We start from the raw sequence: 12,296 nt of genomic DNA, 5'->3' as shown, positions 1-12,296 counted from the left end.
CGCGGTTTGCGTCCGCTTTATCCGGAAGATTTCGATGAACGATTACCACGCAGTATTCGAAATGTCGCTGCCGATCCGTTGGGGCGACATGGACGCGTTTGGCCATGTGAACAACACGGTCTATTTTCGCTATATGGAGCAGCTGCGGATGAGCTGGCTCGAGCATGTCGGCGTGGCGACGGGGGCCGCGGATGTTGAAGGGCCGGTTATCGTCAATGCGTCGATGGAATTTCTGAAACAGCTGCAATATCCGGGCGATGTGATCGGCAAGATGTCGGTGGGCACGCCGGGACGCAGCAGCTTCGATACGGGCTTCGTGCTCACCCGCGCTGACGATCCGCATACCGTCTATGCACGCGGCGGCGCGCGCTGCGTGTGGGTCAACTACAAGGCCGGGAAGTCGGTGCCGATGCCCGACAAGCTGCGCGCGGCGATCGAGAATGCGCCGCTTGTGCCGGCGGCGGCTTGACAGGTCATTGCGGTCACCTCAAGCTTTTTTCGCGCCTGTTTCTCGCTTGCTTGTTTCCCGCTTGTTTTCCTGTTCATTCGCACAATCGCGCCGCATCGATCAGCGCGCTGCGCTAATTAGCGCTGATCGGCGCTCATCAGTTTAATGCCCCAGTAACCGCTGCAGCAGTTCGGTCGCGTTGCCCGTATCGTACTTGCGCATCAGCCGCGCGCGGTACACATCGACGGTGCGCGGGCTGATATCGAGAATCCTGCCGATCTGCTTACTGGTCTTGCCGGTCACGAGCTGCGCGGCGATCTCGCGTTCGCGCGGCGTCAGTTCGACAGCGACCCGCCGCGTCGCGCTCAGGTCTTCGAAAGTCCATACGCCCGCCGCATGCGGATCGGCGCGCCTGAGCGAGCGGCCTGTCACATGACACCAGAACAGCTCGCCATTGGCGCGCTTCATGATGCGGTCGTCGGCATAGCTGCCTTGCGCGGTCATGATCGGCGGAATGCGCTCGCCGATCCGCTCGAATTCATCGGCTGACGGGTACAGCACCTGAAACGACTGGCCGATCAGCGCCTCGCGCTGACAGCCGAAAATCGACGCGAGTTCGTCATTGCAGTCTTCGATAATCCGTGCGCGCGACAGCACGAGGCCGATCGGCGCGAGGTGGAACGCGGTTTGGTAATCCAGGGCGGCCATGAATGCGGTGCGAATACTTATGTATTTTTGCGTATTGTGCCGCAATGCCCGCGCGTCGTACCCTTTCGGCACGACAACGCAAGTCGCAGCGGCGCGCGGTGTGTGATGTTCCGGCCGTTCCTGGCCGTTTCCGGCCATTCGGCTTCGGCCGCACACGGATGTTCGGCCGGTTTGTACACCGCTTGCTGCCAGTGACTAGAATGACGTTTCGGGCGCTGCCCGATGCACGTCGATCGGATCGCCGGGTGCGTGTTGCCGCATGTCGAAACGCATCGGCCGATTCTGGATTTCCATTCAAGGAAGGGACATATTGATGAACAAGGTCTATCCGAGCGCCGCCGAAGCGCTCAAGGACATCGTCAAGGACGGGCAGACGTTTGCCGTCGGCGGTTTCGGCCTGTGCGGCATTCCTGAAGCACTGATCGCGTCGCTGCGCGACTCGGGCGTGAAGGGCATTACGTGCATCAGCAACAACGCGGGCGTCGACGGCTTCGGTCTCGGCCTGCTGCTCGAAACGCGCCAGATCAAGAAAATGATCTCGTCGTATGTCGGCGAGAACAAGGAGTTCGAGCGCCAGTTTCTGGCCGGCGAACTTGAGCTCGAATTCACGCCGCAAGGCACGCTCGCCGAAAAACTGCGCGCGGGCGGCGCGGGTATCCCGGCGTTCTTCACGAATACCGGTTTCGGCACCGTGATCGCGGAAGGGAAGGAAACGCGTCAGTTCGGCGAGAACCACTACGTGCTCGAACACTCGCTGACCGCGGACGTCGGCCTCGTCAAGGCGTGGAAGGCGGACAAGTCGGGCAACCTTATCTATCGCCGCACCGCGCGCAACTTCAATCCGATGTGCGCGATGGCGGGACGCGTCACGGTCGCGGAAGTGGAAGAGATCGTCGAAGTCGGCGAGCTCGATCCGGACGCGATCCATACGCCGGGCATTTTCGTGCAGCGTCTGGTGCTCAATGCGCATCCGGAAAAACGCATCGAACAACGTGTGACCCGCGCGAAAGGAGAGTAACCATGGCCTGGAATCGTGACGAAATGGCCGCGCGTGCGGCGAAGGAATTGCAGGACGGCTTCTACGTGAACCTCGGCATCGGCTTGCCGACGCTGGTCGCGAATCACGTGCCGGCCGGTATCGAAGTGTGGCTGCAATCGGAAAACGGTCTGCTCGGTATCGGTCCGTTTCCGACCGAAGACGAAGTCGACGCGGACATGATCAACGCCGGCAAGCAGACGGTAACGACCATGCCGGGCTCGTCGATTTTCTCGTCGGCGGATTCGTTCGCGATGATTCGCGGCGGCCACATCAATCTCGCCATTCTGGGCGCGATGCAGATCAGCAAGACCGGCGATCTCGCGAACTGGATGATCCCGGGCAAGATGATCAAGGGCATGGGCGGCGCGATGGATCTGGTGGCGGGCGTGAAGCGCGTCATCGTGCTGATGGAGCATGTCGCGAAGGGCGACCAGCACAAGATTCTCGAAGCGTGCACGCTGCCGCTGACGGGCGTCGGCGTGGTGGACCGGATCATCACCGATCTCGGCGTGATCGACGTGACCGATAAGGGCCTGAAGCTGGTCGAACTGGCGCCGGGCGTAAGCGTCGACGAGATCAAGGCGAAGACCGGCGCGCCGCTTGATGTGAGCGCGGTGCGCTGAGCGCGCGTGCATCGATCGGTCGCATTCCGATCGTGGAAACGGGCGTGGCGGAAGTCACGCCCGTTTTGTTTTTGGGCGCCGCTTTTGGAGGTCGCTTTTAGAGGGGAGCGTGTGTCGTGCATCGACAAGGCGGTCCAAAACGAAGCGGCTACAATCGACGGAACCGTTCCGACTTTATTTCGTCCGAAAAGGAGGGAATTGCGATGACCGACGTGCGCGCCGAACTGTCCACGGCTTTGTCCAGCTCGTTATCCAGCTCACCTGGCACCGCCAGCGTCAGTACGGCGTCCAGCCTCTCGTCGCCGCGCCAGCGCTACGTGCAGTGTCTGAGTCCGGCCGGTTTGCATCGCGTCGCGTACACGGAATGGGGCGATCCGCATAACCCGCGTGTGATCGTCTGCGTGCACGGCCTCACGCGCAGCGGCCGCGACTTCGACCGCTTTGCCGCCGCGATGGCGGCGACGCATCGCGTCGTGTGCCCGGATGTGGTTGGCCGCGGGCTGTCGTCATGGCTCGAGAACCCGAACTTTTACGCGGTGCCGCAATATGTCGCCGATATGGTCACGTTGATCGCGCGTCTCGAAGTGGAGACGGTCGACTGGTTCGGCACCTCGATGGGCGGCCTGATCGGCATGGGGCTCGCGGGTCTGAAAGATTCGCCGATCCACAAACTGCTTGTCAACGATGTCGGTCCGCATATCGAACCGGACGCCTTGACGCGGATCGGCACCTATCTGGGCAAAGCGCCGCGCTTCGCGACACTGCAGGAAGGCATCGAGCATGCGGCGCTGCTCGCTGAATCGTTCGGGCCGCTCACTGCCGACGAATGGCGCGAGATCAACACCCCGCTTTTGCATGAACGGGACGGTGCATGGCAATTCCGCTACGACCCGCGTATCGCGCAGCCGTTTGCGGCGATGACGCCGGAAATAGCGGCAGCCGGCGAAGCGGCGCTATGGAAATCGTTCGCGGCGATCGCAGGGCCCGTGCTCGTCGTGCGCGGCGCGCAATCGGATCTGCTGTCGCACGAGACGGTCGCGAAGATGGTCGAGGTCGGGCACAACGTATCGAGCGTGGAAATCGACGGCGTGGGGCATGCGCCGGCGTTTCTCACGCCCGACCAGATTGCACTGGCGCGCCGCTTCTTCACGGGCGAGTCCGCCGACGCGTCATAATAGAGGGTCGTGCCGCGCGGGCGCGCCTCGCAGTTGCGTCCGTCCTGGCGTCTGCAGTGGCGTTTCGTATTGCGCAGGTTGTCGGCGCCGATTGCGGCCATTACCACCACTCAACCATCAGGAACTCTCATGGCAGTCATTCGTCATCACGTCGGCAAGCGCCTTTCGGAAATCGCCGTGCATAACGGCACCGTGTATCTGGCCGGCCAGATCGCCGAAGACACCGATCAGGATATCGGCGGCCAGACGCGCGAAGTGCTCGGTCACGTCGACCGTCTGCTTGCCGAAGTGAACAGCGACAAGTCGCATCTGCTGTCGGTGCAGATTTTCATCACCGATATGGCGCATTTCGCCGGCATGAACGCGGTGTGGGACGAGTGGGTCGCGCAAGGCGCGACGCCGCCGCGCGCGACCGTCGAAGCGAAACTCGCGAACCCGAAATGCCTCGTTGAAATCGTGGTGGTGGCTGCGCAGCGTAGCTGATATTCGTTGTTTTATAGCCGCTGGGGCGGGTGTTGTTGCGGTTGGGCGCGGTTGGATTGAGCCGTTGCCGACCGCGCAGTTGCAAGCCTGAGCCTGCTAACGCCGCAGTCGCCAATCTGCTTGCTGGCGCATTTGCCTCCGCGGCTTGCTTTTCCCGCCTGCGCTACGCCGTGGGCCGTCGCATCATGAATACCGAAACCTCGACTTCCGCTCCCGCCTCCCTGCCATCGTTCGACGATGCGCTCGCGTTCGTGCGCGAGCATGCGGGCGACGTGCGGCTGTCGACGGGAGAGTTGCTCGCCGATCACGCGGCGGGCACCGTCGCGATCATGCGCACGCTCAACGTCGATCCGCCGGCGGTGCTGGCGGCGGCGCTGTTCGGTCTGACGCCGCATCTCGAAGATCCGGGGCGCGTGATTGCCGAGAAGTTCGGCGAGGAAGTCGCGCGACTGGTGGGCGATGTGCGCAAGCTGCTGCGTCTGGGCACGGTGAGCTTGCGCGCCGCCGCGCAGAGCGCGCAGCCCGACACCGGCGGCCGCGAAGCGCAGGCCGCGCGCCGTGCGCAGGTCGAAGCGCTGCGCAAGATGCTGCTCGCGTTCGCGCAGGACATCCGCGTCGTGCTGATCCGCCTCGCGTCGCGGCTGCAATCGCTGCGCTACTACGCGGCCGCGAAACTCGCGCCGTCGGCGGACGTTGCGCGCGAGACGCTTGACGTCTACGCGCCGCTCGCGAACCGCCTCGGCATCTGGCAACTGAAGTGGGAGCTCGAAGATCTCGCGTTCCGCTTCGAGGAACCGGTCACCTACAAGCGCATCGCGAAGCTGCTCGACGAGAAACGCGTCGAACGCGAAACCTATATTTCCGGCGCGATCGCGCGGCTCGAGCGCGAACTCGCGGCCGCGCATATCCGCGCCGAGGTCAGCGGCCGGCCGAAACACATCTACAGCATCTGGCGCAAGATGCGCGGCAAGGATCTCGATTTCTCCGAGCTCTACGACGTGCGCGCATTTCGAGTGATCGTGCCGGACATCAAGGATTGCTACACCGTGCTCGGCATCGTGCACAACTTGTGGCAACCGGTGCCGCGCGAGTTCGACGACTACATCTCGCGGCCGAAGCCGAACGGCTACAAGTCGCTGCATACGGTCGTGATCGGCGACGACGGCCGCGCGTTCGAAGTGCAGATCCGCACGCAGGAAATGCATCAGTTCGCCGAATACGGCGTGGCCGCGCACTGGCGCTACAAGGAAGCGGGCGCGCGCGGCTACGGCGGACAGTTCAGCGCGAGCGGATCGTACGACGAGAAGATCGCGTGGCTGCGGCAGCTGCTGGCCTGGAAAGAGGACGTGTCGGAGCGCGAGCAGGGCGGCGACGCGAGCGGCGCGCATGACGATGGGCGTGACGGCGAAAGCGATGACGCTGACGGTGTTGGCGCTCACGGCGGTGCGCATCACCACCAGCGTGGCGCGCATGATGAAGCGGACGCCGCGCGTCAGCCGTGGCGTCATTTGCGCGATGCGACGTTCGACGACGACCATATCTACACACTCACGCCGCAAGCACGCGTGATTCCGTTGCCGCACGGCTCGACGCCGCTCGATTTCGCGTATCACCTGCATAGCGACCTCGGGCATCGCTGCCGCGGCGCGCGCGTCGACGGCGCGATGGTGCCGCTCAACACCTCGCTGCAAAACGGACAGACTGTCGAAATCGTCGCGGTGAAAGAGGGCGGACCGTCGCGCGACTGGCTGAATCCGCAACTTGGCTACTTGCGCAGCAGCCGGGCGCGGCAGAAAGTGCGCGCATGGTTCAACGCGGTCGATTCGCAGGAAAACGTTGCGAACGGACGCGCGCTCGTCGAAAAGACGTTGCAGCGCGAAGGCAAGACGTCGGTCAATCTCGATCAGCTTGCGGCGAAGCTCGGCTTCAAGGCGCCCGAAGAACTGTATGCGGCGGTCGCCAAGGAAGAGTTCAGCCTGCGCCTGGTCGAACAGGCGTTGCACGATGCGCCGCCTGCCGAACCGGAAGTCGAAGCGCCCGAGCAGTTCGAAAAGCGCAGCAGCGGCGCGAGCGTCGCGCACGGTGCGTCGACGGGGGTGCTCGTGGTCGGCGTCGATGCGTTGCTCACGCAGTTGGCGCGCTGCTGCCGGCCCGCGCCGCCCGACGATATCGCCGGCTTCGTCACGCGCGGCAAAGGCATGTCGGTTCATCGCAGCGACTGCCCGACGTTTGTGCGGATGGCGACGCGCGCGCCGGAACGCGTGCTGCAGACTACATGGTCCGCCGATGTGATGAGCGGGCGCGGGCAGTCCGTCTATCCGGTCGACCTCGCCATCGAAGCGAGCGACCGGCAAGGCTTGCTGCGCGATATCTCCGAAGTATTCGCGCGCGAGAAGATGAATGTGATTGGCGTGAAGACGCAATCGCGCCGTAACGCGGCTTACATGCTGTTCACGGTCGAGGTGTCGAGCGCATCGCAGATTCAGCGCGCGTGCACGCTGCTTGGCGAAGTGACGGGTGTGGTGCGCGCTGCGCGCAAGGGGTGAGGGGCGGGGTGGTGGCGCGGGGCAAAGCGCGCGTGTAGCGCGAAGTGAATCGCGAACTGAAGTGCGAGCTGAAGTGCAAACTGAAGCGCGTGCGTTTCTGCGTATTTTGCGGGCAGTTTCCACGCGTTCTCTGCGCATTCTTTGATCGCGCAAAAATGACCTGAATTTTTGATGCCGACGCATAAAAATACTTGCCAACACTCTGAGTGCTCCATATAATCTCGTCTTCTTCAGGCTCGTAGCTCAGCTGGTTAGAGCACCACCTTGACATGGTGGGGGTCGTTGGTTCGAGTCCAATCGAGCCTACCAACGAAAATCGAAGCATCGGTGAACTGCAGTGCGGGTTTTGCAGTCATCGTTGTTTCATCAATCTGCAAGCGGCGCGAACCAAGTTCGCGCCAATATAGCGAGCATGGTTATGACACCGCGAACGTTTACCGAAACTACTTCGGAGCGACGCTAGTCGAGGATCCTGTTCGCCATATCGCCCTTGCGATTTGCTGGAAAGTGAATGCGGCCCCTCGAAAGCGGGGCCGCATTTTTTTTATCCCGTTTTTTGTCACGGTCGTTTTTAAACGAGTTGTTGCTGCCGCCGCCGGCCGGTCGGCATCACGGAGAAAACAATGGTCTCGATACGTCTGCCAGATGGTTCAGTTCGACAGTACGATCACCCCGTGACGGTCGCCGAAGTCGCGGCGTCGATCGGTCCGGGTCTGGCGAAGGCTGCGCTGGGTGGCAAGCTCGACGGCGAACTCGTCGATACGTCCGCGTTGATCGACCACGATGCGTCGCTCGCGATCGTCACGGACAAAGACGCGGACGGCCTCGACATCATCCGTCACTCGACGGCGCACTTGCTTGCGTACGCGGTCAAGGATCTGTTTCCCGAGGCGCAAGTCACGATTGGCCCGGTCATCGACAACGGCTTCTACTACGACTTCGCGTATAGCCGTCCGTTTACGCCCGAAGATCTCGAGAAGATCGAGCGGCGCATGCAGGAACTCGCGAAGAAAGACGAGCCGGTGTCGCGTCGCGTCGTGTCGCGCGATGAAGCGGTCGAATACTTCAAGAGTATCGGCGAGAAATACAAGGCCGAGATCATCGAATCGATTCCGGCAAGCGAAGAGATCAAGCTCTACTCGCACGGCGGCTTCACGGATCTGTGCCGCGGGCCGCACGTACCGTCCACGGGCAAGCTGAAAGTCTTCAAGCTCATGAAGCTCGCGGGCGCTTACTGGCGCGGCGATGCGAAGAACGAGCAGTTGCAGCGTATTTACGGCACGGCCTGGACGAAGAAAGAAGACCAGGACGCGTACCTGCATATGCTGGAAGAAGCGGAAAAGCGCGACCACCGCAAGCTCGGCAAACAGCTCGACCTGTTCCACATGCAGGACGAGTCGCCGGGTATGGTGTTCTGGCATCCGCGCGGCTGGACGCTGTGGCAGCAGGTCGAGCAGTACATGCGCCGCCGCGTGAACGATGCCGGCTATCTCGAGATCAAGACGCCGATGATCATGGACCGCTCGCTCTGGGAAGCGTCGGGCCACTGGCAGAACTACCGCGAAAACATGTTCACGACGGAGTCGGAAAAGCGCGACTACGCGATCAAGCCGATGAACTGTCCGGGCCATGTGCAGGTGTTCAATCACGGCCTGCGCTCGTACCGCGATCTGCCGTTGCGTTTCGCCGAATTCGGTTCGTGCCATCGGAACGAGGCATCGGGCGCGTTGCATGGGTTGATGCGCGTGCGCGGCTTCGTCCAGGACGACGCGCATATTTTCTGTACGCAAGATCAGTTCATCAGCGAATCGATCGCGTTCAACACGCTCGCGATGAGCGTCTATCAGGATTTCGGCTTCGATCAGGTCGAGATCAAGCTGTCGCTGCGTCCGGATGCGCGCGCCGGTACGGACGAAACGTGGGACCGCGCGGAAGAAGGTTTGCGCGAGGCGCTGCGCGCGTGCAACGTGCAGTGGGAAGAACTGCCGGGCGAGGGTGCGTTTTACGGCCCGAAGGTCGAGTACCACATCAAGGACGCGCTGGGCCGGTCGTGGCAGTGCGGCACGCTGCAGCTCGATATGGTGCTGCCGGAGCGGCTCGGCGCCGAATTCGTTGCCGAAGACAACAGCCGTCGGAGGCCCATCATGCTGCACCGGGCAATCGTCGGATCAATGGAGCGTTTCCTCGGCATTCTGATCGAGCACCATGCTGGTGCGATGCCCGCGTGGCTTGCGCCTTTGCAAGTCGTGGTAATGAATATCGCAGAAAGTCAGTCCGAATATGCGAAAAATCTTGCCCATTCGTTGCAAAAACAAGGGGTTAGAGTCGAGGCCGATTTGCGCAACGAGAAAATAAGCTATAAAATACGCGAGCACACGCTGCAAAAGGTCCCGTACCTGCTGGTCGTCGGCGACAAGGAGCGTGATGCACAAACGGTAGCCGTGCGTGCCCGTGGCGGTGTCGATCTGGGTGTCATGCCCGTCGATGCCTTCAGCGAGCGTCTGCGTCAGGAAATCCAGACGTTCCAGTAACCACCTGGCAGCGCGGCTCGTTTTTTTCAATTTTTAGAGGAAACGTAACATCGCTACTGATAAGTCGTCGCATCGCATCAACGGTGAAATTTCTGCACCTGAGGTGCGCCTGGTCGGAGTCGACAATGAACCGCTTGGCATCGTCAAACTTGCTGACGCGTTCCGTATGTCGGAGCAGCAGGACGTAGATCTGGTTGAAATTGCCCCGCAGGCCGTTCCGCCGGTTTGCCGGCTGATGGACTACGGCAAGTTCAAGTACCAGGAAGCGAAGAAGCAACACGAAGCCAAGCTGAAGCAGAAGGTCATCCAGGTCAAGGAAGTCAAATTCCGCCCGGGTACCGATGATGGCGATTACAACGTCAAGCTCCGCAATCTCGTTCGCTTCCTCGAAGACGGCGACAAGACGAAAATCACGTTGCGTTTCCGTGGCCGCGAAATGGCTCACCAGGAAATCGGTATGCGCATGCTCGAGCGGCTGCGCACCGACCTTGACGAAGTCGGTCAGGTCGAGCAGATGCCGAAGATGGAAGGGCGCCAGATGATCATGGTGTTGGCCCCGAAGAAAAAGAAGTAAGCTCACGCGTCGTTCGATGCGTGCTGTGATCGCCGGGTGCGGCGTTCCCAGGTAACTCTCGCAGTCAAGCCGCGGCGGAATGGGCGGCTGGTCAGCAGCTGTTGGAATCGAACGGTGCTTCGTCGTAGCAGGAACGCGGCGAAGCCCGGCAAAGTTTCGGAACGGCGCCCGCACTGCAGTCATGCGGGCGTTTTGTCTGAAAAGCAGTGGCCGCATCGTCATAGCGTCGGCCGTCTGCATACCAAGTGGACTGGGTTTCGAAGGGCGGGTGAAGGGCCGTCAAGGCCAACCGCACACCCATATCCATCAAATAATGGAGTAGTTCGTCATGCCTAAGATGAAGACGAAGAAGAGCGCTGCAAAGCGCTTCAAGGTGCGTCCGGGCGGGACCGTCAAGCGCGGTCAAGCCTTCAAGCGCCACATCCTGACCAAGAAGACCACGAAGAACAAGCGTCATCTGCGCGGTTCCACGTCTGTTCATGAGACCAACATGGACTCCGTGCGCGCAATGCTGCCGTTCGCGTAACCCTTAACCGATACTCATAGGAGCGAAACATGCCTCGAGTCAAACGTGGGGTTACCGCACGGGCCCGTCACAAGAAGATCATCAAGCTGGCCAAGGGTTATCGCGGCCGTCGCAATAACGTCTACCGCATCGCCAAGCAGGCGGTGATGCGTGCAGGCCAGTACGCGTACCGCGATCGCCGCAACAAGAAGCGTGTGTTCCGCGCATTGTGGATCACGCGTATCAACGCGGCGGTGCGTCAGCACGACATGACGTACAGCGTGTTCATCAACGGCCTGAAGAAGGCTTCGATCGAACTCGACCGCAAGGTGCTGGCCGACATGGCTGTGTTCGACAAGGCTGCTTTTGCCGCGATCGTTCAGCAGGTGAAAGCCGCCGTTGCAGCCTGATCGTGCCGGGTGCACCGTCCGGTGCACCACCGGCGTCAGAAGCAGGCGCCCGGTAAGCAAGGTTCGTTGCAGCGAACACCCGGTTTCCGGTGACGCTGCAACAAAAACGGGGCTCCTCACCGAGCCCCTTTTTTGTTGGTCGAGCCGATTTTGCTTCAATTGAACACTGACGTTGAAAAGATGGGATCAATGGACCTGGATCAAATCGTTGCCGATGCGCAAAGCGCTTTCGAACACGCCACCGACGTCACCACGCTTGAAAACGAGAAGGCGCGTTTTCTCGGCAAATCGGGCGCGCTCACCGAACTGCTGAAGGGGCTGGGCAAGCTCGATCCCGAAGCGCGCAAAACTGAGGGCGCGCGCATCAACGTCGCGAAACAGCAGGTTGAAGCGGCCCTAACCTCGCGTCGCCAGGCGCTCGCCGATGTGCTGCTGAACCAGCGTCTCGCTGCCGAGGCGATCGACGTGACCTTGCCGGGTCGCGGTCTTGCGGCAGGCAGCCTGCATCCCGTGATGCAAACCTGGGAACGCGTCGAACAGATCTTCGGCTCGATCGGCTTCGACGTCGCCGACGGCCCGGAAATCGAAACCGACTGGTTCAACTTCACCGCACTGAACAGCCCGGAAAACCATCCGGCGCGTTCGATGCAAGACACGTTTTACGTCGACGGCAAAGATGCCGACGGCCGTCCGCTGCTGCTGCGCACGCATACGAGCCCGATGCAGGTCCGCTACGCGCGCACGCATACGCCGCCCATCAAGGTGATCGTGCCGGGCCGCACGTACCGCGTCGACAGCGACGCAACGCATTCGCCGATGTTCAACCAGGTCGAAGGCCTGTGGATCGAAGAGAACATCAGCTTTGCGGATCTGAAGGGCGTTTACAGCGACTTCCTCAAGAAATTCTTCGAGCGCGACGATATTCAGGTGCGCTTCCGTCCGTCGTACTTCCCGTTCACCGAGCCGTCCGCCGAGATCGACATGATGTTCGAGCACGGCAAGAACGCGGGCCGCTGGCTTGAGATTTCAGGCTCGGGCCAGGTTCATCCGACCGTCGTGCGCAACATGGGCCTCGACCCGGAGCGTTACATCGGCTTCGCCTTCGGCAGCGGCCTCGAGCGTCTGACGATGCTGCGCTATGGTGTGCAGGATCTGCGTCTCTTCTTTGAAGGCGATCTGCGCTTTTTGCGGCAGTTCGCGTGATGTTGCCGTGTGCGGCTCGCCGCGAACGACGCGCAGTCTGATGCACAGTCT

Annotated in this window: 12 protein-coding genes and 1 tRNA gene; 12 read left to right on the top strand and 1 reads right to left on the bottom strand. The window is 61.5% G+C overall.

Translation table 11 applies throughout. The features are described from left to right. Positions 1–34: 34 nt before the first annotated feature. Positions 35–469: an acyl-CoA thioesterase gene (locus tag KZJ38_RS14830; protein WP_219796732.1), complete on the top strand. Its 435-nt coding sequence runs from the start codon at positions 35–37 to the stop codon at positions 467–469. A 141-nt stretch (positions 470–610) separates the two neighbouring features. On the opposite strand, the gene KZJ38_RS14825 is transcribed toward KZJ38_RS14830, so the two are convergent. Then, positions 611–1,156: a LuxR C-terminal-related transcriptional regulator gene (locus tag KZJ38_RS14825; protein WP_219796730.1), complete on the bottom strand. Its 546-nt coding sequence runs from the start codon at positions 1,154–1,156 to the stop codon at positions 611–613. A 313-nt stretch (positions 1,157–1,469) separates the two neighbouring features. On the opposite strand from KZJ38_RS14825, the gene KZJ38_RS14820 reads away from it, so the two are divergent. From KZJ38_RS14820 to pheS, 11 genes are all read left to right on the top strand, one after another. Next, positions 1,470–2,174: a CoA transferase subunit A gene (locus KZJ38_RS14820; protein ID WP_219796728.1), complete on the top strand. Its 705-nt coding sequence runs from the start codon at positions 1,470–1,472 to the stop codon at positions 2,172–2,174. Positions 2,175–2,176: 2 nt separating this feature from the next. Continuing rightward, positions 2,177–2,818: a CoA transferase subunit B gene (locus KZJ38_RS14815; RefSeq protein WP_219796726.1), complete on the top strand. Its 642-nt coding sequence runs from the start codon at positions 2,177–2,179 to the stop codon at positions 2,816–2,818. 203 nt (positions 2,819–3,021) lie between these two features. Further along, positions 3,022–3,993 carry an alpha/beta fold hydrolase gene (locus KZJ38_RS14810; protein ID WP_219796724.1) on the top strand — a complete coding sequence of 324 codons (972 nt, stop codon included), beginning with the start codon at positions 3,022–3,024 and terminating at the stop codon, positions 3,991–3,993. 129 nt (positions 3,994–4,122) lie between these two features. Beyond that, positions 4,123–4,476 carry a RidA family protein gene (locus KZJ38_RS14805; RefSeq protein WP_219796723.1) on the top strand — a complete coding sequence of 118 codons (354 nt, stop codon included), beginning with the start codon at positions 4,123–4,125 and terminating at the stop codon, positions 4,474–4,476. 185 nt (positions 4,477–4,661) lie between these two features. Beyond that, positions 4,662–7,022, top strand: a complete 2,361-nt coding sequence (locus KZJ38_RS36545; protein WP_246641483.1) for a RelA/SpoT family protein — start codon at positions 4,662–4,664, stop codon at positions 7,020–7,022. Between the two features lie 232 nt (positions 7,023–7,254). Then, a tRNA-Val gene (locus tag KZJ38_RS14790) sits at positions 7,255–7,331 on the top strand. 314 nt (positions 7,332–7,645) lie between these two features. After that, a complete protein-coding gene (gene thrS / locus KZJ38_RS14785; RefSeq protein WP_219796721.1) occupies positions 7,646–9,553 on the top strand; it encodes a threonine--tRNA ligase in 1,908 nt (635 codons plus the stop codon). A gap of 49 nt (positions 9,554–9,602) precedes the next feature. Further along, positions 9,603–10,127 carry a translation initiation factor IF-3 gene (gene infC / locus KZJ38_RS14780; RefSeq protein WP_219800352.1) on the top strand — a complete coding sequence of 175 codons (525 nt, stop codon included), beginning with the start codon at positions 9,603–9,605 and terminating at the stop codon, positions 10,125–10,127. Positions 10,128–10,455: 328 nt separating this feature from the next. After that, the gene (gene rpmI / locus KZJ38_RS14775) at positions 10,456–10,653 is read left to right on the top strand and encodes a 50S ribosomal protein L35 (protein WP_175114101.1); all 198 of its coding nucleotides are present in this window, start codon (positions 10,456–10,458) and stop codon (positions 10,651–10,653) included. 29 nt (positions 10,654–10,682) lie between these two features. Beyond that, a complete protein-coding gene (gene rplT / locus KZJ38_RS14770) occupies positions 10,683–11,042 on the top strand; it encodes a 50S ribosomal protein L20 (RefSeq protein ID WP_006052502.1) in 360 nt (119 codons plus the stop codon). A 189-nt stretch (positions 11,043–11,231) separates the two neighbouring features. Next, positions 11,232–12,245, top strand: a complete 1,014-nt coding sequence (pheS, locus tag KZJ38_RS14765; protein ID WP_219796719.1) for a phenylalanine--tRNA ligase subunit alpha — start codon at positions 11,232–11,234, stop codon at positions 12,243–12,245. The last annotated feature ends 51 nt before the right edge of the window (positions 12,246–12,296 follow it).

Source organism: Paraburkholderia edwinii (assembly GCF_019428685.1).
GTDB classification, from domain to species: Bacteria; Pseudomonadota; Gammaproteobacteria; order Burkholderiales; family Burkholderiaceae; genus Paraburkholderia; species Paraburkholderia edwinii.
This window is presented reverse-complemented; position numbering and strand designations above follow the sequence as displayed.

Excerpts from the sequence above, each read along its gene's own strand:
- KZJ38_RS14830 (WP_219796732.1), top strand. The coding sequence starts at position 35 with ATGAACGATTACCACGCAGTATTCGAAATGTCGCTGCCGATCCGTTGG.
- KZJ38_RS14825 (WP_219796730.1), bottom strand. The coding sequence starts at position 1,156 with ATGGCCGCCCTGGATTACCAAACCGCGTTCCACCTCGCGCCGATCGGC.
- KZJ38_RS14820 (WP_219796728.1), top strand. The coding sequence starts at position 1,470 with ATGAACAAGGTCTATCCGAGCGCCGCCGAAGCGCTCAAGGACATCGTC.
- KZJ38_RS14815 (WP_219796726.1), top strand. The coding sequence starts at position 2,177 with ATGGCCTGGAATCGTGACGAAATGGCCGCGCGTGCGGCGAAGGAATTG.
- KZJ38_RS14810 (WP_219796724.1), top strand. The coding sequence starts at position 3,022 with ATGACCGACGTGCGCGCCGAACTGTCCACGGCTTTGTCCAGCTCGTTA.
- KZJ38_RS14805 (WP_219796723.1), top strand. The coding sequence starts at position 4,123 with ATGGCAGTCATTCGTCATCACGTCGGCAAGCGCCTTTCGGAAATCGCC.
- KZJ38_RS36545 (WP_246641483.1), top strand. The coding sequence starts at position 4,662 with ATGAATACCGAAACCTCGACTTCCGCTCCCGCCTCCCTGCCATCGTTC.
- thrS (WP_219796721.1), top strand. The coding sequence starts at position 7,646 with ATGGTCTCGATACGTCTGCCAGATGGTTCAGTTCGACAGTACGATCAC.
- rpmI (WP_175114101.1), top strand. The coding sequence starts at position 10,456 with ATGCCTAAGATGAAGACGAAGAAGAGCGCTGCAAAGCGCTTCAAGGTG.
- rplT (WP_006052502.1), top strand. The coding sequence starts at position 10,683 with ATGCCTCGAGTCAAACGTGGGGTTACCGCACGGGCCCGTCACAAGAAG.
- pheS (WP_219796719.1), top strand. The coding sequence starts at position 11,232 with ATGGACCTGGATCAAATCGTTGCCGATGCGCAAAGCGCTTTCGAACAC.